The organism is Asaia sp. W19 (genome assembly GCF_003994335.1).
Classification (GTDB): Bacteria; Pseudomonadota; Alphaproteobacteria; order Acetobacterales; family Acetobacteraceae; genus Asaia.
The window spans coordinates 359,637-384,717 of the sequence record NZ_PNQZ01000013.1 but is presented as its reverse complement, the minus strand read 5'-3'; the positions used below and the strand labels follow the sequence as shown (position 1 = coordinate 384,717).

Genomic DNA, 25,081 nt, shown 5'->3' with positions numbered 1-25,081 from the left:
TCGCCTTCCCGGCCAGCCCATCAGGACTGGATGTGGTGGTGCAGGGAAATACCTTCATCCTGCTTGCGCCGCAATTCGACCTCGGCAGCCATGGCTTTCTGCAGCTTCTCGAAAGCACGGGCCTCGATTTGCCGGATACGCTCGCGCGAGACACCGTATTCATGGGAGAGCTCTTCCAGGGTGGAAGGCTCGTCCTTCAGGCGTCGCTCGGTCAGGATGTGGCGCTCACGCTCATTGAGCGATTTCATGGCTTCGGTCAGGAGCGCCTGGCGGCCACTCATTTCCTCGGCCTCGCCCAGCGTTGTTTCCTGGCTCTCCTGATCATCGACCAGCCAGTCCTGCCATTCGCCCTCGCTGTCACTGCGCAGAGGCGCGTTCAGACTGTGATCTGGCGCGGAAAGGCGCTGGTTCATCGAGACCACGTCCTGCTCGGGTACGCCCAGCGTGGTAGCAATCTTGTCGACCTGCTCCGGCTTCAGATCGCCATCGTCAATCGCCTGCATCTGGCCCTTCAGGCGACGCAGGTTGAAAAAGAGCTTTTTCTGCGACGCGGTGGTGCCCATTTTGACGAGCGACCAGCTATGCAGGATGTACTCTTGCATCGCGGCACGGATCCACCACATGGCATAAGTAGCCAGTCGGAAGCCACGGTCGGGATCGAAGCGTTTGACAGCCTGCATCATGCCGATATTGCCCTCGCTGATCAGCTCATTCAGCGGCAGGCCGTAGCCACGATATCCCATGGCAATCTTGGCGACGAGGCGCAGATGGGAGGTGACCAGCTTGTGGGCTGCGGCGTCATCCTGACGGTCACGCCAGCGACGAGCAAGTTCACCTTCTTCCTGCGGTGTCAGGATAGGAAATTTGCGGATGTCCTGAAGGTAACGGGTAAGATTGTTTTCAGGACCAAGAGACAACACGGCGGAAGAGGCCATTGGGCTGCAACTCCTTTCGCCCGGTGCAGAGAGGAACCTTATCTACGGGGATGACCCCGTCAGGGTTCCCGACACCGGGTGACGCTTGATGAGGGAAGGACCAGCGTCCCCGCACAGCATCCTCAGCATGAGCAATGCCAGGCGGTACGTCCATTCCGGCGGCGCGTCACTTCGTCGGATCGACCATGAGTGGATCATACACCGAATTTCGAGTCAAGAAAACGTACCACATTACTCCCAATTAACTCCCCCGAAGGGTGCGCAGCAGTGTCTGGAAATCCTCTGGCGGTTCGGAGGTAAAAAGCAGTGTCTCTTTCGTTCGAGGATGGGTGAAGCCCAGGCGCGCTGCGTGCAGTGCCTGGCGCGGGAAATCGAGTGCAGCGCGTTTTGCGGTTTCTCCGAGTCCTCGTGCCGCAGCGGGGATGCGACGCAGATAGACCGGATCGCCCAGCAAAGGATGGCCAGCCTGGGATAGATGAACGCGGATCTGATGGGTGCGCCCGGTGGCGAGCTTGCATTCCACAAGGCTCACCGAAGCGTCGAAGGCCTCGAGGCAGCGCACATGCGTCAGGGCATGCTTGCCGCCCTGCGTAACCACGGTCATGCGCTTGCGGTCGCGCTTGTCTCGACCGATGGCCCCGTCATAGCTGACTTGCGGCGGAAGCAGCCCCCAGGCGAGAGCCTGATAGGCCCGATCGATGTCACGCGCGGCAAAGGCCTCGGAGAGGGCATTATGTGCCGTGGGGGTCTTGGCCACGACCATGAGACCTGAGGTATCCTTATCGAGGCGATGCACGATCCCTGGGCGCTTTTCTCCTCCGATCCCCTCAAGATCCTCACCGCAATGGCCGAGCAAGGCGTTGACCAGAGTGCCGGTCTCATTCCCGGGGGCGGGATGCACGACCAGGCCGGCAGGCTTGTCCAGCACGATCAGGTCGCGATCCTCGAAAAGGATGGGCAGGGGGAGATCCTCCGCCTGCGGGCGGGCCGGGGCTGCTGGGGGCAGGATCAGCGTGATATGACGCCCCGCTCTGGTGGTTTCCGAGGGCTCGCGTATGATGGCGCCATCGCAATAGACCTGTCCGGCCTCGATCAGGGATTTGACGCGCGAACGGGAGAGGGTGCCGATCGATTCCGCCAGAAAGCGATCGAGGCGTTGCCCCGCCTGGTCGGGCGTGACATCAAAATCGAATCGGTCGTCATGGGGTGCGTGGGCTTCGGTCATGCGCCCGTTTAGCAATTAGGATCGCGTCTCGCCATGACCACGCCTGCCCCTCCCGTTTCCCGTGCGCTCATGGCGGCCGTTATCATCATGGGTGTGATGATCGTAGTAGGGGTGGCGGGGCTGATCGGGGTGATCGCCCATAGGGCGCTCTCGGGTGGCACGGCGGCGCATCATGGCGTATCCATCCCGCCGAAGACGGGGGGCGCGTCATCAGGTGGTGCCCGGCCCGGTTTCGTCTATCACGCTACCGGCCATATCGTCTCGCAATCCGTACGCCCGGATGGTTCTGTCGTTCTGCTTATCAGCAATCCCGAGGGAGAGCAGGTCGTGGTCTGGAATCCCGATACAGGACTTGTCACGGCGCAGTTTTCGGTCACGCCCTGAGGGCGACGCGCTGGGTGCCCAAAGAAGCGGTCAGAGCTGGAGGAGCGTCAGTTCGGGCAAAGCCCCGACGCTACAAAAGCGCGTACCGCATCCTGTCATGTCACGAGCGCACTGGCCTCTTCGGGGTTGAGGCCCAGAGAAGCATAGACCTGAGCCATGTCAACCAGCCCCTCCCATGCCGCGAAGCTGCTTTTGTCCATGCCGGTGTGGTGGGGCATCACGACGATAGCGGGGGGCGTATCCATGAAGCGGATGCGCAGATCAGCCCATCGCGGCCCAATATGGCGGTGAAAAATGGCGGCCAATGCGCATTGGTCGATACACCAGTTTGTCGGGTTTGCCGTCAGATAGGCCGTACGCAAATAGTCATGCAGGTCGTGTGCGAGTACGGGTAGCAATGCTGTCTCACCAAAATACGAGACACCGGCACCAAAGCCCCAGGGCTCGCCCATGAATTGTCTGCCCTCCGAGTCAAAGGCATAGAGCCGGAATCCGTAATCATGATTGGTGCGCAGAGCTTCCGAGAGGGAAAGAAAATCGGTCGGGAACATGGCGTCGATATCGGTTGTCATGACCGGACAGGAGAACCGTTCGACAATTTTCGGCATCATGAGATAGCGAATGCAGGAATAGGTCGCGCCGTCATTATGCGCCAGACGCCCGGAGGTAAAACTCAGGGCGACGGGGCTGCGGGCGGCGTGCAACGTTTTTGCGACGCGTTCCAGAAAGCTGATCTGGTCGGGGCTGGGACTCGCGAAGCCGAGGATCAGATGGATCATGCCGGGGCGGCTGCCTGCGGCGCAGGCCTGAATGAGAGAGGCGACCAGCCTTGGCACGAAGCGGAAATAGCGCTCATCGCTGCCGGCGACGATGCAAAGATCGGGCTGGGCAGCTGTGGCATCCGTCCCCGTCCAGTGCCATTCCCACCCCGAGAGATCGAGCGGCGCGGGCTCCGGCTTGCGGGGGAAGCCGGTCAGCCAGGAATAGGCACCACAGTTGAAATGCACGAACTGCATGCCTGTTTCGATCGAAAGCTGTCGTGCCCGTTCGTAATGGGGGTTCGCACCGTCTGCATCCCCGCGATACCACGCCTCATGTCCGCTTACCACGCTCAGAGCATGGGACTCTCCGTTGAAGGCCTTCTCGGCTTCCAGAAAGAGGCGACGGCGAGCGGGGGGGCACTGCCCCCAGATTTCCTCGAGGGTCTGCAGATAGACGCTGCGTGTCTCGTACGTTGCATCTGCAAGCAGGGGAGAGGGCACGAGGACCCTGCAGAATTCGCCGTCGAGATGCACGTCGTAAACCTCGCGGAACAGACGGGCGGCTGCCAGCGGATGACAGTTTTCGGGAAGAAATCTCTCGCTGGTTTTCATGATGAGTTGCTGACGTAATGAGCGTTTGGCAGCGTCCTCGATTGCGTCGCGCAAAAGCGGCCGGACAAGAGCGTATCTCTCCTGTCGATACGCGATAGTGGCGCGGGCCCAAAGCAGCTCTGCTGGCTCCATGAGCCCGTCCAACGCGTCCAGGCAGGCAAGGGCCGCGTCATAATGCCCGAGCAGCGCACAGAGGCGAGCAAGGTGATACAGATGCGGTGCATGGTGGGGGGCGGTAATCACGTGTAGCATCTGGGCGGCCAGATCACCGCCATGCGCCCAGATTCTCTCCTCTGAGGTGACCAGAGGATTTCGGATCAAATCGTCTACCGATGCGATAGCATGAGACAGGGCGGGGCCAGGATAGGCCGGGCAAACGCGGCCACCCGGAAGCGTCAGGGTCTGCCCATCTTCCGACAAAAGCAGGGCAGAGGGGTCGAAGCGTTCCTCTCCGAGCCAGACCGAGAACTCGGCACATCGACCTCGTGGCGTCTGTTTTCCTTGCACGAGCCAGCGCATCGCTACGACGCGGGCGATGAGGGGAATGCATGCTTGCGGTAAAGACACGAAAAACTCCCATGCCTGCGCATGGGGTACGAGATGAAACTCGGTGTCGTTTCGGCAGCTCAGATAGAGCGATCCCGTGCGGATCACGAAAGCCGACGCCTTGTGCCCCGTCGGGACAGGATCGCCGGGGGCAGGGTCTATCGCAATGCAGGCGGGACCACTGAGAAGGTGATCATTTTCATCAACGAGAAGGGGAGTTGCATCGCCGGCTGCCACTGCGGCTGGACTGACTGGGGCCAGTACGCCACCCGACCAACAAACGACCGCTCCATGCCAGGTCAGTAAGATGCGTGCCATTCGGGTTTCCTCCTTCTTGCCTTGCGCCGGGGTGAACACTGCTTCCCCCTTCACTCAGCAGGCGAGCACGGCGTCGATCAGACCCGGAAAACGGGCATCAAGATCCGCTTTCCGCAGGGAGTTGAAGTGTTGCACACCCTGAACCCGTGTGTGCAACAGCCCGCTTTCTCGCAGCACCTGAAAGTGATGGGACATGCTGGATCGGGGGCGGTCACCGAGCAAGGCAGCGCAACTTGCTTCGGGAACCTTCCCGAGGTGCTGAACGATCTCAAGTCGGATCGGATCGGCTAGTCCTCGCAGAACACCCAGCAGGGTCAGAGTATCCGGAGCGGGGTGGTCATAGTCAGGCATTTGCGCTGTCCGATTCCAAAAAACTCGGGGGAGGGGTTGTCGTGAGCCATGGGCATCCCCATTCCTGATATTGTTCGATCAAAATCGAATTAAACCCCCACGGGTTCATGAGGACACAGCATTATGACAACTCTGTTCGATCCGATCCAGCTTGGCGCTATCCATGCGAAGAACCGGATCCTGATGTCGCCGCTCACCCGCGGCCGTGGCACGCGTGACCATGTGCCAACACCTGTTATGGCAGAATACTATGCCCAGCGCGCCAGTGCCGGACTGATCATCTCCGAGGCGACTGGAATCAGCCGCGAGGGGCTGGGCTGGCCCTATGCGCCCGGAATATGGTCGCAGGAGCAGGTCGAGGCTTGGCAGCCAATAACGAAGGCCGTTCATGACAAGGGCGGCAAGATCATCGTCCAGCTCTGGCACATGGGCCGTATGGTTCATTCCAGCGTAACCGGCCAGCAGCCAGTTTCAAGCTCGCCCACCTCAGCTCCCGCGCCGCTGCACACCTATGACGGCAAGCAGGATCCAGAGCAGGCGCGCGCGCTCACCAAGGCGGATATCACGCGGATTCTGGGCGAATACGAAGTTGCTGCACGCAACGCTATTGCCGCCGGGTTCGATGGGGTGCAGATCCACGCGGCCAATGGCTATCTCATCGACGAGTTCCTGCGCGATGGTACCAATCACCGTGAGGACGAATATGGTGGCTCGCCCGAGAACCGTATCCGACTGCTGCGCGAGGTTACCGAGCGTGTGATTGCGACGATCGGCGCAGAGCGTACCTCTGTGCGCCTCTCGCCGAACGGCGATACCCAAGGCTGCATCGACAGCGCGCCTGAGACCGTGTTCGTCCCTGCGGCGAGAATGCTGAACGATCTGGGGATCGGCTTTCTCGAACTGCGCGAGCCTGGCCCGGACGGTACCTTCGGCAAGACCGACCAGCCCAAGCTGCATGGGCCGATTCGCGAAGTATTCCGGAATCCTCTGGTCCTGAATCAGGACTATACGCGCGAGGAAGCGATCGAAACGGTGGCTGGCGGAGTTGCCGATGCCATTGCTTTTGGTCGAAAATTCATCGCAAATCCTGATCTGACGCGACGTCTGGCCGAGGATCTTCCGCTTCAGTCGGACGATATCAAGACGTGGTACAGCCGTGGTGATGAGGGATACATCGATTACCCGTTTTATAACGAATCATGACTTGGTGTTGATTTCGATAAGACAACATTGACGTCATCGCGCGTTCGGGTTTCAGGAAGATACATTTCGTTTCTTTCTGGGACCTCAATGCGCGCAACATCCATTTTCACCGCAGCCCTCCTCTCAGTTCTCACGGTTTCGACGGCGCTGGCCGACCCGCTGCCTGTGGTTGCTGTTAATCGGGAAATTGGCCTTTCGATGGCCGGGATTTTCGATAATCTCGTAGGGGGCTATGGCGACCAGTATCAGACGACCGGCGGCCGGTGGTACGGCCCGTATCGTTCTGCGTCGCAATCCCGCTCCCGTCGTATCGGCTGGGTTCCGGGGTTCCAGGTGGACGCCTCGACGATGGTGTCTCTGGGGCGAATAGAGAACCTCTATGCTTCGGCACTTTTCCGGCTCGGATCGGGAACGCGCAATGACAAATATGCGCGTCGCTACAGTTCGGCTTATGGAGGCGACGCCTGGCAGAGCAATGGCGGGGAAAGTGCTAACTCGACTTATAGTCGAGGCGAAATCGGCAAGGGTTTCCTGTTCCTGCATGATAAGGCGCTCATCACCCCCTTCGTCCAGGGGGGATATGACTCCTATGGCTACGATAGCTTCGGCGGGCAGAATGCTTTTTTTGTCGGTCTCGGCGTGAATGCGGATTATGCGCTCACCGATCGCCTGGTCCTTCGCGGTCGGTTTGGCTGGGCCGAGATTCTCGATACGCAGACCTATCGTGTTAAGGGCGCTGCGACGCGGCCGCGCTGGGAAGGCAGCCTCGGGGCGGATTACCGCATGACGCGCCACTGGCATCTGACAGCCGGGGGGGATTACGCCTATACATCTTATGGCCATGACAAAGACCAGTATCGCTATCAGAGCGTAAGTGAGGGGCAGGTCGCAGGACGCTGGACCTCAAGCGGCATCCAGAACGGCCTTACCCTTCGTGCAGGTCTCGCCTACGCGTACTGAGATGGCAGCAGCAGGATAATCCGGCGCGGGAATGTCTCCTTAAGCCGGGTTACAGGGCCATCGCGCGGCTTGCGTCGCGAAGCGAGCCGCAAGCCGCGCGTAATCCTCTAGAATTATCCGGGGTATATCAACGTGCCCGATAAAGCCGCGTCCCTTAGGGCCATAACCAGAGGTCGTATCTTGAAGCCGGGGAATTTCCCCTAGAAGCAGGGACAGGTAGCGCTCCTCCGTCCAGGATTGCGAGGTTACCGTCTCTCTGAGGCGGGGCGTGAAAGGCGGGGACGAGAAAAAATGTGTCGATCGCTCGCGCCAGACATGGTGGAACGTCGCATCGGTGCGGCGTTGCAGGAGCGGGTCCTGAACCAGAACGACATGATGCGGCCTGAGCCCGAGCTCATCGAGCGTGTCGCGCGTGAAAGCCGCGTTCTCGCCCGTATTCGTCGAGCGGGTTTCCAGGATGATCTGGTCACTCGCGATGAGGGAGTCCGCCGCAATTAGGCGAGAGATCAGCTCGGCCTCGGAGAGATCGGCAAGGGCAGACGGCGCGCAATCGAGACGTGAAGCGAGGGCCGCTACCAGCGGCGGAGTCGAATGCCCGATGCCGCCGGTAATCATCAACAGGCAGCCATGTTGGCGCGCCAGGCTCGCAGCATGATCCACGCAGGCGAGTACGCCATTGCCAGCAAGGCAGACTAGGTCGATCCGGTTTGGCGCATCGTCGCTGCTGGTCAGAGCCAGATAGGCAGCAATGCGATCCGCGGCCTCCCTGATCTCGGGCTGTTCCAGAGCGGTAAAATCCGGATGTGTCATCTCTGTCCCATCGCCTTCGTTTCTCCCGAACCGATCGAGGGAGTGACCGGGTAGGGTGACGCCGCACCTACTGGGGAAATGCGACGCCGGTTTTCATTGCGGACAAATATGGCCCCGTGCCTGCTGAAACGCGGCATCACACTCGGGTCAGACCGTGAAATACTTGGCCCGCGGGTTGAGCATGACGAGGGCGGAAGTCGATTGCTCGGGGTGCAACTGATAGCCATCCGAAAGCGAGACCCCGATGCGCTCTGCATCGAGGAGCTTCAGAATGGGCTCCTGATCTTCCAGACGCGGGCAGGCCGGGTAGCCAAAGGAGTAGCGCGAGCCACGATAGGATTGCGCCAGCATCTTTTCCATGTCGCGGTCATCCTCGCCCGCAAAACCCAGTTCGGCGCGGATCCGCTTATGGGTGTATTCCGCCATGGCCTCGGCCATTTCGACCGACAGCCCGTGCAGATAGAGATAATCCTGATACCGGTTGGCCTCGAACCAGTCTCGCGCCAGATCAGAGGCTTTCTGCCCCACGGTCACGACCTGCAGACCCACCACATCGCGCTCGGTTTCGTCGATGTCACGTACGAAATCGGCAATGCACTCGCCATCTTCGCGGGGTTGGCGGGGGAGGGTGAAGCGCGCAGCCTCGGTCACGCCATCCTCGTGAAAGAGCACGAGGTCATTGCCTTCGCCCGCGGCCTTCCAGTAGCCATAGATGGCCTGGGGTTTGAGAATGGTTTCTTCCGCACAGAGCGCCAGCATGCGCTTGAGCACCGGGCGCAGTTCCTGCTTGGCATAGGTCATGAACTCGTCGAGCGAGCGCCCCTGCTTGCGAAAGCCCCATTGAAATTGATAGAGCGAGCGCTCATTCAGGAAGGGGAGCACAGCCGCGGGCGTGGCCTCGACCACGCGGGCACCCCAGAAAGGCGGCACGGGTACGGGCTGGGTTCCGGCCACGCGGGCACGGCGGATGCGCGCGGCGTCCTTGTCGATGGGCGCGAAGCCGCGTGTCTCGGCCAGCTCGGGCGCACGCTCGACCTTGCGCTGCTTGCCCGCCCGGCGCGTCTGGATGGCGCTCAGATAGTCGTCGAACTGGTCATTCACGACCTTGTCCATGAGCGACAGCCCATCGAAGGCATCGCGCGCATAGGCGACGCGCCCTGCTGTCTCGATCCCGTAGGAGCGGGCGCATTCGTCCTCCACGTAGTTGCGTGTCAGTGCTGCGCCACCGAGGAAGACAGGAATATCGATACCCTGACGCGCCATCTCTTCGAGGTTTTCGCGCATGATCACGGTAGATTTCACAAGCAGGCCCGACATGCCGATGGCCTGCGCGTTATGCTCGCGCGCCGCAGCAATCATATCAGCCAGAGGGACCTTGATGCCGAGATTAATGACGCGGTAGCCGTTATTGGTCAGGATGATATCGACGAGGTTCTTGCCGATATCGTGCACGTCGCCCTTGACGGTCGCGAGGACCATCGTGCCACGCGCCTGACCCTCTACACGCTCCATATAGGGCTCGAGCCACGCCACGGCGGTTTTCATGGTCTCGGCCGATTGCAGCACGAAAGGAAGCTGCATCTTGCCCGCGCCGAACAACTCGCCCACCACTTTCATACCATCCAGCAGCACGGTGTTGATGATGTCGAGCGGTGGCATTTCTTCCATTGCCGCGGCGAGATCGTCCTCGATGCCCTTGCGGTCGCCATCGACGATACGGTCCTTCAGACGTTCGGCCGGTGTCTCGGCGCGACGCTTTTGAATGGCATCGGCGGCTTTTCGGCCCGCGAAGAGCTCCAGCAGCTTCTGGAGCGGATCGTAGTCCTCGCTGCGTCGGTCGAAGATCAGATCCTCGGCCACCTTCACTTCCTCGGCGGCGATCAGATGCAGCGGGCGGATCTTGCTGACATGCACGATGGCGCCGGTCATGCCAGCCTTGACCGCATGATCGAGGAAGACCGAGTTCAGCACGGCGCGCGCCGCCGGGTTGAGGCCGAAGGAGATGTTTGACAGGCCCAGGATGATCTGGATATCGGGGAAGCGCTCGCGGATCATCCGGATGCCCTCGAGCGTCCAGACACCCAGCTTGCGATCGTCTTCCACGCCCGTGGCAATGGTGAAGGTCAGCGGGTCGATCATCAGATCGGATTGCGGCAGACCGTGCTTCGTGCAGGCGAAATCGACCAGACGCTCGGCAATGCGCAGCTTGTCTTCCGGCGTCTTGGCCATGCCCACTTCATCGATGGTGAGCGCAATCACCGCAGCGCCGAATTTGCGCGCCAAGATCATGCGGTCCTCGGCATGGCCTTCGCCATCCTCGAAATTGATCGAGTTGATGATGGGTTTGCCGCCATGCAGCTTGAGCGCAGCTTCAATGACTGGGGTCTCGGTTGAGTCGATCACCAGAGGCGCATTCACCGAAGACGTGAAGCGCGTGACGACCTCATTCATCTCGGCAATTTCATTGCGTCCGACAAAGGCCGTGCAGAGATCGAGCGCATTGGAGCCCTCGGTGGCCTGCTCGCGCCCTACGGCAACGCAGCCATCCCAGTCGCCGGCTTCCTGCAACTCACGCCATTTCTTGGAGCCATTGGCGTTGCAGCGCTCGCCGATGGAGAAATAGGCGTTCTCCTGACGCAGCGGCGTCTGGGTATAGAGGCTGGCAACGGAGGGCACCCAATGGTGGATGCGCTTGACCGGGGCAGGGCGGTGACTGGTCCCGCCGCGCTTGCGAAGCATCCCGTCCAGCGCCTGGATATGCGGGGTGGAGGTGCCGCAGCATCCGCCTACCAGATTGAGCCCGTCCTCCACGATGAAGCGCTCCACCCAGCTCGCCATCTCACCGGGGGTGAGAGGGTAATGCGTGGTGCCATTCACCAGCTCGGGAAGCCCCGCATTGGGCTGGATGGAAATCAGCCCCGGCCAGTTCTCTGACAGCCATTTCACATGCTCCGCCATTTCCTGCGGGCCTGTGGCGCAGTTCATGCCGATGAGAGGCACGTCCAGCGCATGAATTGTGGTGGCCGCTGCGGCGATATCGGGGCCGACCAGAAGCGTGCCGGTGGTCTCGACCGTTACCTGCACGAAAATGGGGGCGTCAGAGCCCAGCTCGCGCCGTGCAGCCTTGGCGGCGTTGACGGCTGCCTTGATCTGAAGCGTGTCCTGGCAGGTCTCGATCAGAAAGGCATCGACCCCCCCATCGATCAGGCCACGGCATTGCTCGATGATCCCGGCCTCGAGAGTGTCGTAGTCGATATTGGCGAGGCTGGGCAGCTTGGTGCCTGGGCCGATGGAGCCCACAACATAACGATGACGCCCGTCGCTGAAGGTCTCGGCAGCCTCGCGCGCCAGCTCGGCAGATCTGCGGTTGATCTCGCGAGCGCGGTCCTGCAACCCGAATTCGGCAAGGGTGACGATCGAGCCACCGAATGTGTTGGTCTCGACCATATCGGCGCCGACCCCGAAATAGCCGCGATGAATCTCGCGGATGAGCTCGGGCCGGGAGAGGGTCAGGATTTCCGTGCAGTTTTCCTGCCCCCAGTAATCGCGCTCGACCTCCAGATCCAGCATCTGGATGCGCGATCCCATGCCGCCGTCGCAAAGCAGGACATGGTCACGCAGGGCGTCGAGAAGATGGGGACGTGTCATGATGGCAATGGGTCTCGTCGTTCGGATCGGGCACGATCGGGATTGCGCCGCCAGAGAGGTCGCGGCAGCCCGCTTTTTTCAGAGGCAATGGATTCTGTCCAGAGTAGGGATCGATACGTATAAATGTCCATGGCGAACAGGGAGGGTCTTCAGCCATGTCTTCAGGCGGTCGTATCCCGCTCATTCTGATCACTGACGCTCTGGCGCTCGCTATGCCGTGGCAGGCGCGTCGTCGCGAGGGGGCCCTTCTCTCTTATGGGGGAGGCATGACGGCTGAGGGCATCTTCCCGCCGGACGAGCCGGACTGGGCTCTGAGGAGGTCAGTCGCCCCGATGATGCCCGGGTATGGGGCTCATGGACGTTTTTGCGGATGCTGCGGCGGGCGGGATCCACTGATCAAGGCTCTGCATCAACTCTTCCTTGATCATGTGCGCGGTGCCTGTCCCGACTTCAGCTTTGTAATCTGTCTCTGTAACGGAGGCGCGGAAAATGAAGTCAGAGCCAAGCTCAAGAGTGATGGAATGATCATGGCGCGATACGAATTTTAAATTCTATGTATTTTTTCATCATCCTCTTAGGAATTTACACAGTATCGTTAAGGGAATAAGAGGGGTTTCGGGGCGCGGTTCCGTGATTTCTACAAGTTCAGGTCGAGGATGAAAGGGTGCGCCCGATCTGGGGCGGTGATCCCATCTCATTCTGGCGTCCTGGAATCCGGGCGGCTCAGAGGTAAGCAAGAGGAAGCTTCGTGAAGCATCGTGATGGCGTCGCTGCGGACAGCGAGACCCAGGATCCAGTCTATATCCGGCTGCGCGCCGCCATGGCGGCCGCCAAATATCACGGGCTCGATCTGGATATCCGTGACTTCGCTGCGGAACCTGGTGAATCGTCGCCTTCCCCTGCTTCTCTCGCACGCTGGCTCAATGAAAATGGGGCTGTGGCGAAGGGAATGCGCATTAAATGGCGCTTTCTTGTGCGTATGCAGAATACGCCGCCGATCGTGCTGATGTTCCGCGATGGCTCGGCGGCCTTGATGGTGCGTGCCGATCCGGAGCGCAACATCGTCTGGCTGCGTGACCCCCTTGGGGATGATGGCAGCGTACCTGTGGCCGTGGATGAGCTGCGTCTCTCTCAGGTCTGGACAGGCGATATCCTGCTCATCAAACGCCGTCGTGACCTTTCCGAGGCCGATGCGCCTTTCGATTTGATGTGGTTCGTACGCATCGTCATGCGCGAGAAGAACTCGCTGCGCGATGTGCTCTTCGCCTCGATGGTTCTGGCTATCCTGCAGATTTTCCCAGCGCTGATCGTCATGCAGGTTATCGATCGCGTGGTGAATTACCATTCGATGTCGACGCTGGTCTCGATCACCGCCATCGTACTGATCCTGAGTTTCTACGAGGTCCTGCTGACCTATGGGCGGCGCGAGCTCATGCTTGTGCTGACCACCCGCGTCGATACGCGTATCTCGCTGCACGCCTTCAGCAGACTTCTGGCTCTACCCCTCGAATTCTACGAGCGTGAGCAGACCGGGCGCATTCTCGGTCGCTATATGGCGATCTACAAGGTACGTGACTTCCTGACCGGCAAGCTCATGTCGACCTTCCTGGATATGTTCACGCTTTTCGTGATCCTGCCGCTGCTCTTCTATATGAGCGCCACGCTCGCCTGGCTGACTGTGGCCTGTGCCGGGTTGATCGGGCTGATCATCGTGATCTTCCTGCCGCCCATGACGCGCGTGTATAACCGCCTCATCCGCGCCGAGATGGAGCGCAGTTCGGTGCTGTATGAGACAGTGGCCGGTATCCGCACCGTCAAGACGCTGGCGCTGGAACCCACCCGACGGGAGAAATGGGACGAGACAACGGCCGATGTAATCCGCTGGAAGCTCGCTGCCGGTCGTATGCAGAGCTGGCCCTCCACCCTTGTCATGCCGCTCGAGATGTTCATCAATCGCGGTATCATTCTGGTTGGGGCTTATCTGATCCTGACAGGATCGAGCTCCATCCAACCCGGCGCTCTCATGGCCTTCATGATGCTCGGGGGTCGCGTCGCGGCGCCTCTGGTTGGCTTGGCCAAGATTCTGGAAGACGTGAACGAAGTCATGACCTCGCTGGGTGAGGCAGGGCTGGTGCTGAACCAGCCCACCGAGACCAAGGCCCTGACTTCGGGGCTACGCCCCCCGATCAAGGGGGCGCTCTCCTTCACGCAAGTAGATTTCTGTTATCCCGGGTCCACCATCAAGGCGCTTAACGACGTCAATTTCGAAATTCCGGCTGGCACGATGCTGGGCCTCGTCGGACGCTCAGGCTCTGGCAAATCTACCGTGACGCGCCTGTTGCAGGGGGTTAGCCGGAATTATACCGGTTATCTGCGCCTCGATGGCGTCGAACTGCGCGAGATCAATCTGAGCCATCTGCGTCGCTCCTTCGGTGTCGTGCTTCAGGACAACTTCCTCTTCCGCGGTACCGTGCGTGACAACATCACGGCCGGGCGGCCTGGCTATACGATGGATGACGTGATCCGCGCAGCGCGTCTGGCGGGTGCCGAGGAGTTCATCGATCGCATGCCTGCGGGTTATGATACCGCGATCGAAGAAGGCTCGACGAATATCTCGGGCGGTCAGAGACAGCGCCTCGCGATTGCCCGTGCGGTGATCAGCGATCCCAAGCTCATGATCCTCGACGAAGCGACCTCGGCACTCGATCCCGAGAGCGAGGCTCTGGTCAATGCCAACCTGCAGCGTATCGGCAAGGGTCGCACGATGGTGATCGTCTCGCACCGTCTCTCCTCGCTGGTGGACTGCCATCAGATTTGCGTCATGGACAAGGGCAAGGTGGTGGATGTGGCCCCCCATGCGGTGCTCCTGGAACGCTGTGAGATCTATCGCATGCTCTGGATGCAACAGAACCGGCATGAACACAGTGCGCGCAGCGCCAATGCCGGTCCCCAAGATGATCCCATGCTGATGGATGAGGAATAAGCCATGAGCAACAAGGATATCGTTCCGGAAAACGGAACCGAAGATCACAAGGAAGTCGAGCAGCATATCCCGCGCCCGGCCGATGATCCCTTTGCGCAGCAGGGCATGCCCCTAGCACTCCTGGAATTTCACTCACCCAGTGCGGCGCTGGTCAACCTGCCCCCCACGGCTACGGCGCGCTATATCATCTGGATCGTCGGCGCGCTGATGGTTGCAAGTCTGACCGCAGCCTCCGTGTTCCCGCTCAATAAGGTGGTGAGCACGCCCGGACGTCTGGTTGCTGTCGATCGCGATCTGGTCATCCAGCCGCTGGAAATCTCGATCATTCGTTCGATCGATGTTGAGCTGGGGCAATATGTGAAGAAGGGTCAGGTTCTTGCTCATCTCGACCCCACACTCTCGAAGGCGGATATCGTCAACCTCAAGGCACAGCGTGATTCCTATGTCGCAACAATCGATCGTCTGCATGCCGAGGCCGAGGGCAAGGCTTACACGCCTGATCTGAACAACAGCTATTCGGTGCGTGAGGCTGCGTCATTCGAGCGCCGTCGCGCCGAGTACACAGCAAAGATCAATCAATACGATCAGGAAATAGCGGCTCTTCAGAGCCAGATGACGGGTTCACTCGCCAGCGCTGCGATGCATCAGAGCCGTGGACGCGTGGCGAATGAAGTGCTTCAGATGCGCCGGCGCCTTCAGGCAGATCAGGTGGGGAGCAAACTTTCCACGCTCGCGGCTCAGAGCGAACTCATGGATGCCGAACGCGCGCAGATCGAAGCCCAGCAGACGGCTTCGGCCACAAAGGCCAAACTGGCAGCGACCCAGGCGGAACGCGATGCCTATGTGCAGAACTGGAAAGGGCAGATCTATACCCAGCTCGCCGAGGTACAGCATCACGCCGATGAAGCGATTGGCGAATACAAGAAAGCCGAGTTGCGTAACAAGCTTGTCGAACTAAGATCTCCGGATGATGGCGTGGTCCTGAATATTGCCAAGCTTTCGGTAGGTTCGGTCATATCTCCGGGTCAGATGTTGATGGCTATCGTGCCAACGGGAGCTGCGCTTGAGATGGAGGCGGTGCTTCGCGGCAATGATGCAGGCTTTGTCAAGCTGGGCGATCATGCGCTGTTGAAGTTTCAGACCTTCCCCTACACGCAATATGGCGGGGCGGATGGCACGGTGCGTCTGATCAGCGCCGATGCCTTCACGGCAGGCGATATGAAAAGTGCAGCTTCGGGTGAGCCCCCGGCAGGGGATCAGGATCCGTCGCAATCGGGCTTCTATCGCGTGCGTCTGCGGATCGATCGCTATACGCTGCATGGTGTCCCGAGCTTCTTCCATCCGACGCCGGGCATGCCCGTCACGGCTGATATCCAGGTCGGCAAGCGCACCATGATGCAGTATTTCTTCAGCAAGGCGATACCGGCGGCAACTACTGGCCTGCGGGAGCCGTCATGACCCCGTAAGGACGAGCGGGAGGGAGAGCGGTTTGGCACTGAAGACACGTCTGGCAGGCATCGTTTCGCGTGAGGCCAGACTCAAGAACGCGATCAGTCAGATCGAGTCCGGCGAGGATGCGGTTCGCGGCTTTGCCCAGCTGGGACAATTGGCCCAGCAAGGGAGCGTCGAGGCTCAGTATCGCACGGGCAAGGCCTATCTCGAGGGATGGGGCACGCCCCCAAGCCTGGAGGAGGGCACGCGCTGGACGAGAAAGGCCGCCGAGGCCGGGCATGTTCAGGCTCAGCTCATTCTGGCCACGCTCTATCTCATGGGTTTCCCTGAAGGTTTCGATGAGAATCGCGGGGCAATCCTGACCGAGAAAACGGATGCGACCGAAGCGAGGCGCATTCCCGATCTGCAAAATGCAGCCCGATGGGGCCGTCTTGCAGCGGAGGCAGGAAGCCCCGACGCTCAGGCGCTTTTCGGTTATGTGCTGACGAACGGCCCGGATGATCTGCGCGATCTGGATCAGGCGCGAGGCTGGTACGAGAAATCCGCTGCGGCGGGCTCTGCCCAGGGGCATCTGGGCCTGGGTATTGCCATGCATACCTGGCCCCGTTCCGAGGCGGATCGCCAGCAGGGTACGATCGAGCTGAGCCACGCTGCCGAGGCGGGGCTCGCGACGGCTTACTATTATCTTGCCTGGATCAATGAGCAGGGTGTCGGCCAGGATCAGGATTTCGCCAGGGCCGCCCATTACTTCGAGAAAGCTGCCGAGCGTGGTGTTACCGCTGCGCAGACCCGTATTGCGCTCTATCTATTGCAGGGCAAGGGCGTCAAGCGTCGCCTCGACCGGGCTGAAACCTGGCTGCGCCGCGCAGCCATGTCGGGCGATGCCGAAGCAGCAGCCTTGCTGGGCGACCTGCATATCCGCGGCGATGATATGGCGCCGAATTATCTCGAGGCGGCGACCTGGTACCAGATCGCGGCGGAGCTGGGGCATGGGGCCGCCGCCCGTGGCTTGGCACTTTTGCACCTTACAGGAACAGGGGTCGCACGTAATCCCGACGAAGCAGCCAGGTGGTTCCGTATCTCGGCAGAGTGCGGGGATCGCGTGGCCGACGCGGATCTGGGTAATCTGGCTCTGACCGGCATCGGCACGGAAGAAGACAGGCAGGCCATGCAGGCGCGCTTCCTGAAGGCGGCTGAGGAGGGCGATCTCGTCGGCGCCTTCAATCTGGGGGTCTGCTATGCCGAAGGCGTGGGGACCATGCGCGATGACACGCGTGCGCTGTTCTGGATGCAGCGCGCCGCCGATGGCGTGATCAATGCGCAGTACTGGCTGGGCCGCATGTATCTTGAGGGGCGCGGTGTTCCGCCTGATATGGCGCAGGCTCATCAATGGCTCGAAAAGGCGGCGCAGGCGCGGATGGTCGAGGCCATGACGCTTCTGGCCCAGTTGCATGTCTCTGGCCATGCGGTAGGGGCGCGCAATCACACCTATGCGCTCGGTCTTTACAAGGACGCCGCGTCGCTTGGCAGCAGCGAGGCCATGTTCTCTGTGGGGGCCATGCTGGGAGGCGGGCATGAAGTGCCGGCCGATCGGCGCGAGGCGCAGCTCTGGTTCAGGCGCGCAGCCGAATGCGGTCATGGCCTTGGACAACTCATGCTCGGGCGGTATCTGAAACGCGGCCTGGCCGGAGAGGTCAATCCGATCGAGGCGCGCTTGTGGCTGGAGCGTGCCCATTCTCAAGGCGTGGCCGAAGCCCAGGAGGAGCTTGCCAAGCTCGATCGACGCATGGGTTCGCGTGCCTGAGAGGCGCAATACCCCCTCGCGGCGTCCGCGCCCCGTAGCCTCCGGTTATGGACATGTCGTCACGGCCAAAGATCGGGAGAACTGGCAAAGATGGCATGACGCCAAGGCACAGGATTCCTATCGCCGCGGGACCGAGGCTGGTCAAAAGGGCAGGAAGGACGAGGCCGTCTACTGGCTCGGCCGGGCCGCGCGCATGGCGCGTCACGAGCCCAATGTCATCTTTGCCTATGCGATGGCGCTTCTTGCGGCGGGCCGTTGGCAGGACGCCGCGAAACGGATGGCATGGATCGCTGAGCGATTCATCATGCGCAAGGCACTGGTCGGGCGGGCGATCGCCTTGTCTCATCTCGGTCAATGGGATGAAGCCGTCGCGTTGTTTGGCAGGATGCTGGGGCACTACGCGCCCTCGCCCGAGGTATTCAGCTGGGCTGACGTCTTCGCCCGCCATGCCGGGTTTGACGGCTGGTGCGCGACCAGCAATGCCGGGGAGGTATTCGGCGTCTGTCCGGGCCCGGTAACAATCCGGCTTGATGATGGGCTGGTTGCCCAGGATGTCGCCCTGCCTTTTTCCCTGCCGGAAACATGGCGCAAGGCGCGCCGATTGGTGGTCGAAAGTGACGGAAGGCCGCTCTATGGCAGCCCGATCGCCTTGCCCGCCATTCGTCAGGTTCAGGGATTTGTCACCGTCAGGAATCACCATCTCGAAGGATGGATCTGGTATCCGGCAGATCCGGATTTCACGCCTCATGCCGTGATCGAGGTCGCCGGGGAGATGATCGATCTGACGGCGTCCCAGATCGAGCAGGGGGTCAATCTCGACAAGCCTCTGGCACGCCCCCGTCATTTCGGGCTGCCGCTTGACGCCCTGCCGGAGGGGATCATCACCCTCAGGGACCGATATGGCACGGCGCTGACGGGTAGCCCGCTCGGCCCCGCCGTGATTGCGATGCTCGATCCTCCGCCGGGTAAATCGTCCTGTACTGCAGAGCCTTTAGCGCGCAGGCCAGAGGGCGCACGGCCACTGCCGGACCGCGCGTCAGGATGTCTTGTCATCATACCCGCCTACCGGGATGCTGCGCTCACGCGACGCTGCATCGAGGCGATGCTCAGGGAGGCGGGCGACGATGTGGAATGCCTCGTCATAGATGACGCCTCACCCGAAGAGGCGCTTAGCGCCATGCTCGACCAATTCGAACAGGGCGGGCGGATTACTCTCGTCAGGCATGAGGAAAATCTGGGCTTCACGGCGAGCGCCAATGCCGGTCTGGAGCAGGCGCGCGGGCGTGACGTTGTTCTCCTCAACAGTGATGCGCTCCTCCCGAAGGGGGGATTGGCGCGCCTGCGCGCCTGGTTCGATGTGGGAGAAAAGATCGGAACCGTCACGCCCTTCTCGAATGATGCGACTATTTTGTCCTACCCCTCGGTCGAAAAACCGAATCCGACGCCGGATCTGGCCCAGGCGAGGGCGCTCGACAGGATCTTTGCCTCGTTGCCCCGGCAGAAACCGGTCGATCTGCCTACAGGTATCGGATTTTGCATGGGGATAAGAGGGGATTGCCTCGTGCAGACGGGTCTGCTCGATGTCGCGCTCTTTGCGCAAGGCTACGGAGAGGAGAATGATTTCTGCTGTCGTGCCAGTGCGCTGGGGTGGCGCCATATCGCGGCGAGTGATCTCTTCGTCCTCCATATAGGATCTGTCTCATTTGGCCGGACGCGCAGCCTGCTGCTGGAGCGTAATCTGCGCCTACTGAATTGCCGCCACCCAGGCTATGAGGATACGATCGCCGCATTCGTCAAATCCGATCCCCTGGGGGCCGTTCGCCGTAATGCGGGGCTTGTCCGCATGATCATCCGCCGCGCCAAGGCGCGCTCGTGTCTTATCATGGTCACGCATGATTCGGGGGGCGGTGTGGAGCGTGTGGTCCAGCATCGTCTACGCAAGGCTCAGGCGGAGGGAAGTCAGGTTCTGATCCTGCGCCCCCATGAAAGAGGATGCCGGATCGAGGATTGTGGGGGAGACACGGCCAATCTCATTTTCGACCTTCCGCATGAATGGCTCAATTTCGTCGCAGTGCTGAAGCGCATGAAGGCCGAGCGTCTCGAGTGGCATCACCTGATCGGCCATGCGCCGGCCATGCATGATCTCGCTTCCGCTCTGGGCATGAAGTGGGACATCATTCTGCATGATTATGTCTGGTTTTGTCCGCGTATCTGTCTGATTGGCCCTAATGGACATTATTGCGGTGAGCCTGCCCTTGCAGGCTGTGTCTCCTGCGTGGCGCAGCAGGGGGCTCTTGTGGAGGAGCATCTGTCCGTGGCGGAACTCGTGGCCCAGTCCGATCGCGCCCTGCGTGAGGCACGTCAGGTCATCGCAGGGTCCAATGATCTCAAAAGGCGGATGGCCCGCCATTTCCCCGGGCTCGAAATCAGTCTGCAACCCTTCGAGGCGCCTTTGGCCCCGCTTGATCCGCGTGTTTCAGCGGGCACGGCCCGGGCGCGCAAACGTATCTGTATTCCCGGCGCAATCGGTCGTGAGAAAGGATACGAAATCGTGCTTCAACTGGCGGAAGAGGCGGCCAAACGCGACCTGCCCCTGGATTATGTCATCGTCGGCTACACAATTGACGATGATCGTCTGATGGCAACGGGGCACGTGCTGATCACAGGGGAATACAAGGAGGATGAGGCGACGGATCTGATCCGCGAATTCGATTGCAGTCTGGGTCTGATCCCCTCTCTCTGGCCCGAGACATGGTGTTTTGCCCTGTCGAACATCTGGAATGCGGGGCTGCGTGCCGTGAGCTTCGATATTGGCGCGCAATCCGAACGTATTCAGAAGTCCGGACAGGGCGCCGTCGTGCCGCTTGGAATGCCCGTGCCGTTACTTAGTAATCTGCTGCTACACTTATCACATTGAGCCTCGGCACTTTTACCGTAAGGCCACAGCTGTTATACAAGTTTAACGATCGTATGAGATGTAAAAAGCTTATTCCGGCCAGCATCTCTTGAGCAAGCCTATATCAATGATGGACAAATACAGATGTCTAATGCAGTGACTTCCTCCGGAAAGGAACAGGTTGTCCAACTCAAGGTTCATGCATCCTTGATGACTTTCGACGCAGGATTATTCTGCGTGTTCCTGCCCCCCGACCAGGCGGCGCATTGCGTTAACGGTTATCCTGCTGTCAGTGTGACGCAGGCACCGAACATGCCGGCAGGTGTAGTCACGATCAAGACTTTCGAGGATGACGGGCTGATCAGCAGCACGCGCGGCGCTGGCGCTGGTGCGGCTCTTGTTCGCATCGCGCGTGGTCCGGCCCAGATTCTTGTCACGACCTATCAGGCACCTGACAGTACGATGCCCGCACCGGGCATTCAGGTCGCGCGACTTTCTAATGAGCCCTCGGCTTCCACCGCGGCGGCCGCTCCCTCGGGCGCTCAGGAAGAAGCTGCTGCAGCCCCGCAGAGCGATGCCAAACCGGAGCTCGCAGCCCATATACAGCGTCGCGGTGACGTGCTTGCCCAGATCGGCGAGTGGATGGGTGAACCCGGCAGCCATAACTGGATCGAGGGATTCGGGATCGCTCCGCAGAGCCTGATCGCGCCGGAAGACATCGAGTATCAGGCCGTGCTGGGCAAGGGCTGGCTCTCTCCCTGGGCGGAGGCCGGTCAGTATTGCGGATCGCGCGGCATGGCCCTGCCTATTCTCGGGCTTTGCGTTCGTCTGAAGAACGGGGCAGAGGACAAATTCGATCTCGCCGTCAGTGCGAGCTTTACCGACGGCACCCGTCTCGGTCCGGTGGCCGGGGGTGAGGCGCTTGAGGCAGAGTCTCTTGCGCCGCTGGAAGCCTTCCATATCGCGATTGTCCCCAAGAATAGCGCATCAGCCGTTGCCAAGGCGGGCAAGAAGAGCCCGAGCCGTCGCAAGGGACAGGCGGGCTGATCCAAGCCGATCGGGCAAGGGACGCAACGCGCCCCGGCCCAAGGGCTGAAAGGGCCGGGATCCTTCACAGGGGCTGGCCTCTCCTCTCATGTTGAGGCCGTGGCGGTCCGTCCCTGTGAAGGGTCACCCGAAATCGGGTAGGATCGTTTCGACGCAGGAGCATCGGATGACCGAATCCGGTGACCCCAGCTTCATGATGAACGACTATCTGAAAGTCTCCCGATCGTGCGTTTCCTGTTCGTGCATCAGAATTTCCCGGGTCAGTTCCTCCATCTGGTCCGACATTTGCATGAACAGGGCGGCCATGAGATCGTTTTCATCTCGGAGGCCAATGAAGGCCATCTTCCAGGTGTGCGCCGTGTCCTCTATCGTCAGGATCGGCAGGTTTCCGCGCACACCCATCCTTCGCTCCGTGAATTGGAACTCGGTCTCATCCGCGCAGAGGCGGTGGCCCGCGCGGCGGCAACGCTTAAAAGTCTTGGCTATACCCCCGATATCATCATTGGCCACCACGGATGGGGTGAACTGCTCAATATCGTCGATGTTTATCCCTCGACACCTATCCTGGGATACTTTGAGTTCTTCTATCATACCGACAGAAATGACGTCGATTTCGATCCGGAATTCCCGCCGAGAACCGATCTGTTCCCCACCGTTCGGGTCAAGAATGCCATCAATCTTCTGGCGCTGAATCTGAATCAGTATGGCCAGACCCCGACACTGTTCCAGCGCAGTACCTACCCCGACTGGGCACAGGAGCGGATCACCCTGCTCCGTGAAGGGGTCAATCTCGATCTTTGTGCGCCAGATCCTGCCATCTTCAAAGGAGAGGTGGTGATCGGTCCGCACGTGATCAGCCCGAAGGACAAGCTGATCACCTTCGTGGCACGTAATCTGGAGCCTTATCGCGGCATCCACAGCTTCTTGCGCGCCCTCCCTGCCGTCCTGAAGGAAAGACCGGATGCGCGTATCGTTCTGATCGGGGGCGATGGCACGAGCTATGGCGCTCCCCCTCCGGCCGAGGTGGGGAGCTGGCGCGATCTGTTCCTCAAGGAAGTGGCGTCCCAGATCGATCTGGATCGCGTGCATTTCCTCGGGAAAGTCGATTACGATACCTTCCGTACCGCCCTCAAGCGATCCGACGCGCATGTCTATCTGACCTACCCGTTCGTCGCTTCCTGGTCGTTGCGTGAGGCCATGGCGACAGGCTGTGCGCTGATCGGTAGCGAGACAGCCTCGGTCGAGGAATTCATCAGTGATCGGCAGACCGGGCTTCTGGCCCCTTTCCTGGAGCCTGACGCCATTGCGCGCGCCATTCTTGAGATACTTGAGGACCGCAGGCTTGCGCGCAGGCTTCGCAAAAACGCGCGTCAATTCGCGGAGAATGCCCTGTCCCTCGATCATTATCTCGCCAATTATGACAGATTGATCGCGTCGATTGTAGGCTAGGCCTGAGGGTCGCCAGCGACCGGGAATCCAGATGTGAAAAAAGCCGGATCGCTTCAGCGACCCGGCCTTTTTGCCGTCGATGATCAGGCCCGAGATGACTAGGCCCGATCGCGCTCGGGATACCGGCCCTCTCGGGCCAGCAAGTAATCAGAAGATTTCGATATGGGATTTGAAGCCCAGAACTGCCGCGTCTTTCAGGCCCTGCTGCGCACCGGGACGGATGAAATACTGGAAGTCAGGAGCGAAGGTGATGCCGCGCCAGACACGGATCTGATACATGGCTTCGATCACCATCCCGTTGGTCTGCGGGAAGAAAGATCCGTTCAGAAGGGTCTGATAGCCAAGGCTCTGCTGAATCTGCTGGGCCGTCTTCACCTTCTTGGAGACCTGGATATAGCTGAAGTTCACGCCCCAGGCATCGAGCGGGCGGGATTTCCAGAAACCACGGTCAAGCACACCGAGAGAGAACTGACGCTCACGGGTCTGGGTAACGGGTGAGTTGTTGTAGAACACGCCAAGCAGAGTAATGCCGGCATCAGGGCCATTGCCCTTGTGGCGCATGATCATCTGGTCAGCAAGTGCATAGGCCGACCACGAATTGTTATGCACCTTGCGGGCCTGACCCGTCACGGCCCAGTAATTATCGTTCAGATCATACAGTACATCGGGATGCGGTGCGGTATCGACGATCCCACCGATCTTGTAGTGACCGGGCAGCTTGTCCTTGCCGAAGATGGGTTCCCATCCGGCTTCGACCGGTGCGGCCTCGCCATTGATGTCCGCGCCGTTCCACTTGAAGCCCGTACGCATCTGCTTCACGCCGTAGATGCCCATCGTGTTGAAGTAAACGCCGGCCTGAATATAGGTGTATTGTGAGGGACGAACACGGACTCGGGCTGCCCAGTTCGAGTCCGGATAGGACGAATGGCTGGTATTGTCGGAAGATGCTTTCGGATTACCGCAGAAAGCATTATTCATGAAGTTGCAATACAGCGGGTTCGACGAGAAGTCGGTCAGAAGCGGAATACGACCGGCCGCGATATCGAGATGGCCGTTGAACAGTGTCTCCTCGCCATAGATATAAACGAGATGGACGACCACGTTGCCGCCACCGCCGTAGATTTCCTGGCTGGGATTCAGATTATCGCCGAACATGCGGCTGGCGGGAATGCCGTAACGGCCAACGAAAACGGCATGGGTGGAGAAGCCGCGGATACCGGCAAGCTTTTCCCAGTCGATATCGTTCTCGAAGCCGTATTGACCGGCATTGCTGCTGCCCTGGCGGAGACCGAGACCCTTTGTTGGGCTCGTGATGGCACCGGCGAATTCATTGGTCGTGTCGAGAAGGATGGCCACACCATGCTGACGCAGCCAGGTGTTCCAGCCCCAGGGATCATCAAAGATCGCCTCAGGATGGGGTAGGGGCGGCACGGAAGAATTCTGAAGATTGACGCTGCCGATCGGGCTCGATACGCGCACGGCAGGAGCAAGGCCCGTTCCGTTTGGAGCACCACCCGCCAGAGGCGACTGCGCCTGGGCCGACGGGATGGCAGAGAACGTAGCGAGAGCTGAGGTGACGACACCCAGCGCCTTTAGGGAAGTACGGGGAAGAGACATGAGGGCAGTCCGCCAGTCGGATGGATAACGCAGGGTTCCGGTGCTTTGAGGGAAGAGGAGTGCTTCCTGTTCCCAACATG

General features: G+C 60.4%; 17 protein-coding genes. 10 read left to right on the top strand and 7 right to left on the bottom strand.

The window, feature by feature from the left end:
* Positions 1 to 20: 20 nt before the first annotated feature.
* Both rpoH and C0V97_RS03355 read right to left on the bottom strand, forming a co-directional pair.
* Positions 21 to 935: an RNA polymerase sigma factor RpoH gene (rpoH, locus tag C0V97_RS03360; RefSeq protein ID WP_127100651.1), complete on the bottom strand. Its 915-nt coding sequence runs from the start codon at positions 933 to 935 to the stop codon at positions 21 to 23.
* A gap of 241 nt (positions 936 to 1,176) precedes the next feature.
* Complete coding sequence (locus C0V97_RS03355) at positions 1,177 to 2,160, bottom strand: RluA family pseudouridine synthase (protein WP_127100649.1); 984 nt, start codon at positions 2,158 to 2,160, stop codon at positions 1,177 to 1,179.
* A gap of 33 nt (positions 2,161 to 2,193) precedes the next feature.
* On the opposite strand from C0V97_RS03355, the gene C0V97_RS03350 reads away from it, so the two are divergent.
* Positions 2,194 to 2,544, top strand: a complete 351-nt coding sequence (locus C0V97_RS03350; RefSeq protein WP_127100647.1) for a hypothetical protein — start codon at positions 2,194 to 2,196, stop codon at positions 2,542 to 2,544.
* Between the two features lie 95 nt (positions 2,545 to 2,639).
* Here the strand turns inward: C0V97_RS03350 and C0V97_RS03345 are convergent, their stop codons facing one another.
* Both C0V97_RS03345 and C0V97_RS03340 read right to left on the bottom strand, forming a co-directional pair.
* On the bottom strand, positions 2,640 to 4,781 hold the full coding sequence (locus tag C0V97_RS03345) for a lipopolysaccharide assembly protein LapB (protein WP_127100645.1): 2,142 nt from the start codon (positions 4,779 to 4,781) through the stop codon (positions 2,640 to 2,642).
* Between the two features lie 54 nt (positions 4,782 to 4,835).
* Positions 4,836 to 5,132, bottom strand: coding sequence for a helix-turn-helix transcriptional regulator (locus tag C0V97_RS03340; RefSeq protein ID WP_127100643.1), 297 nt, complete (start codon positions 5,130 to 5,132; stop codon positions 4,836 to 4,838).
* A gap of 123 nt (positions 5,133 to 5,255) precedes the next feature.
* On the opposite strand from C0V97_RS03340, the gene C0V97_RS03335 reads away from it, so the two are divergent.
* Both C0V97_RS03335 and C0V97_RS03330 read left to right on the top strand, forming a co-directional pair.
* Positions 5,256 to 6,335, top strand: coding sequence for an alkene reductase (locus C0V97_RS03335; protein ID WP_127100641.1), 1,080 nt, complete (start codon positions 5,256 to 5,258; stop codon positions 6,333 to 6,335).
* 87 nt (positions 6,336 to 6,422) lie between these two features.
* Positions 6,423 to 7,295 carry a hypothetical protein gene (locus C0V97_RS03330; RefSeq protein WP_127100639.1) on the top strand — a complete coding sequence of 291 codons (873 nt, stop codon included), beginning with the start codon at positions 6,423 to 6,425 and terminating at the stop codon, positions 7,293 to 7,295.
* Positions 7,296 to 7,334: 39 nt separating this feature from the next.
* Here C0V97_RS03330 and C0V97_RS03325 read toward each other — a convergent pair whose 3' ends face one another.
* Together C0V97_RS03325 and metH are read right to left on the bottom strand one after the other, a co-directional pair.
* On the bottom strand, positions 7,335 to 8,105 hold the full coding sequence (locus C0V97_RS03325) for a YdcF family protein (RefSeq protein WP_127100637.1): 771 nt from the start codon (positions 8,103 to 8,105) through the stop codon (positions 7,335 to 7,337).
* A 147-nt stretch (positions 8,106 to 8,252) separates the two neighbouring features.
* The gene (metH, locus tag C0V97_RS03320) at positions 8,253 to 11,753 is read right to left on the bottom strand and encodes a methionine synthase (protein ID WP_370264934.1); all 3,501 of its coding nucleotides are present in this window, start codon (positions 11,751 to 11,753) and stop codon (positions 8,253 to 8,255) included.
* Positions 11,754 to 11,908: 155 nt separating this feature from the next.
* Here metH and C0V97_RS03315 point away from each other — a divergent pair, with 155 nt between their 5' ends.
* The 7 genes from C0V97_RS03315 to C0V97_RS03285 all read left to right on the top strand — a co-directional run bounded on the left by C0V97_RS03315 (position 11,909) and on the right by C0V97_RS03285 (position 23,384).
* The gene (locus tag C0V97_RS03315; protein ID WP_127100633.1) at positions 11,909 to 12,301 is read left to right on the top strand and encodes a hypothetical protein; all 393 of its coding nucleotides are present in this window, start codon (positions 11,909 to 11,911) and stop codon (positions 12,299 to 12,301) included.
* 272 nt (positions 12,302 to 12,573) lie between these two features.
* Positions 12,574 to 14,736: a peptidase domain-containing ABC transporter gene (locus tag C0V97_RS03310; RefSeq protein ID WP_127100765.1), complete on the top strand. Its 2,163-nt coding sequence runs from the start codon at positions 12,574 to 12,576 to the stop codon at positions 14,734 to 14,736.
* Between the two features lie 3 nt (positions 14,737 to 14,739).
* Positions 14,740 to 16,194, top strand: a complete 1,455-nt coding sequence (locus C0V97_RS03305; RefSeq protein WP_127100631.1) for an HlyD family type I secretion periplasmic adaptor subunit — start codon at positions 14,740 to 14,742, stop codon at positions 16,192 to 16,194.
* 31 nt (positions 16,195 to 16,225) lie between these two features.
* Positions 16,226 to 17,992 (top strand): tetratricopeptide repeat protein, encoded by a 1,767-nt coding sequence (locus C0V97_RS03300; RefSeq protein WP_127100629.1) that lies wholly within the window; start codon positions 16,226 to 16,228, stop codon positions 17,990 to 17,992.
* Complete coding sequence (locus C0V97_RS03295) at positions 17,955 to 20,909, top strand: glycosyltransferase (protein WP_127100627.1); 2,955 nt, start codon at positions 17,955 to 17,957, stop codon at positions 20,907 to 20,909. Before C0V97_RS03300 ends, C0V97_RS03295 begins: the two co-directional genes overlap by 38 nt.
* A gap of 189 nt (positions 20,910 to 21,098) precedes the next feature.
* Positions 21,099 to 21,935 (top strand): hypothetical protein, encoded by an 837-nt coding sequence (locus tag C0V97_RS03290; protein WP_233581935.1) that lies wholly within the window; start codon positions 21,099 to 21,101, stop codon positions 21,933 to 21,935.
* A 225-nt stretch (positions 21,936 to 22,160) separates the two neighbouring features.
* On the top strand, positions 22,161 to 23,384 hold the full coding sequence (locus C0V97_RS03285; RefSeq protein WP_127100623.1) for a glycosyltransferase: 1,224 nt from the start codon (positions 22,161 to 22,163) through the stop codon (positions 23,382 to 23,384).
* Between the two features lie 147 nt (positions 23,385 to 23,531).
* Here the strand turns inward: C0V97_RS03285 and C0V97_RS03280 are convergent, their stop codons facing one another.
* Positions 23,532 to 25,001 (bottom strand): carbohydrate porin, encoded by a 1,470-nt coding sequence (locus C0V97_RS03280; protein ID WP_127100621.1) that lies wholly within the window; start codon positions 24,999 to 25,001, stop codon positions 23,532 to 23,534.
* Positions 25,002 to 25,081 lie beyond the last annotated feature (80 nt).

Bases quoted from the DNA above. Each gene is read 5' to 3' on its own strand.
- C0V97_RS03340 (WP_127100643.1), bottom strand. From the start codon at position 5,132: ATGCCTGACTATGACCACCCCGCTCCGGATACTCTGACCCTGCTGGGT.
- C0V97_RS03315 (WP_127100633.1), top strand. From the start codon at position 11,909: ATGTCTTCAGGCGGTCGTATCCCGCTCATTCTGATCACTGACGCTCTG.
- C0V97_RS03350 (WP_127100647.1), top strand. From the start codon at position 2,194: ATGACCACGCCTGCCCCTCCCGTTTCCCGTGCGCTCATGGCGGCCGTT.
- C0V97_RS03310 (WP_127100765.1), top strand. From the start codon at position 12,574: ATGGCGGCCGCCAAATATCACGGGCTCGATCTGGATATCCGTGACTTC.
- C0V97_RS03355 (WP_127100649.1), bottom strand. From the start codon at position 2,160: ATGACCGAAGCCCACGCACCCCATGACGACCGATTCGATTTTGATGTC.
- C0V97_RS03325 (WP_127100637.1), bottom strand. From the start codon at position 8,105: ATGACACATCCGGATTTTACCGCTCTGGAACAGCCCGAGATCAGGGAG.
- C0V97_RS03290 (WP_233581935.1), top strand. From the start codon at position 21,099: ATGACTTTCGACGCAGGATTATTCTGCGTGTTCCTGCCCCCCGACCAG.
- C0V97_RS03280 (WP_127100621.1), bottom strand. From the start codon at position 25,001: ATGTCTCTTCCCCGTACTTCCCTAAAGGCGCTGGGTGTCGTCACCTCA.
- C0V97_RS03305 (WP_127100631.1), top strand. From the start codon at position 14,740: ATGAGCAACAAGGATATCGTTCCGGAAAACGGAACCGAAGATCACAAG.
- C0V97_RS03335 (WP_127100641.1), top strand. From the start codon at position 5,256: ATGACAACTCTGTTCGATCCGATCCAGCTTGGCGCTATCCATGCGAAG.
- C0V97_RS03330 (WP_127100639.1), top strand. From the start codon at position 6,423: ATGCGCGCAACATCCATTTTCACCGCAGCCCTCCTCTCAGTTCTCACG.
- rpoH (WP_127100651.1), bottom strand. From the start codon at position 935: ATGGCCTCTTCCGCCGTGTTGTCTCTTGGTCCTGAAAACAATCTTACC.
- metH (WP_370264934.1), bottom strand. From the start codon at position 11,753: ATGACACGTCCCCATCTTCTCGACGCCCTGCGTGACCATGTCCTGCTT.
- C0V97_RS03345 (WP_127100645.1), bottom strand. From the start codon at position 4,781: ATGGCACGCATCTTACTGACCTGGCATGGAGCGGTCGTTTGTTGGTCG.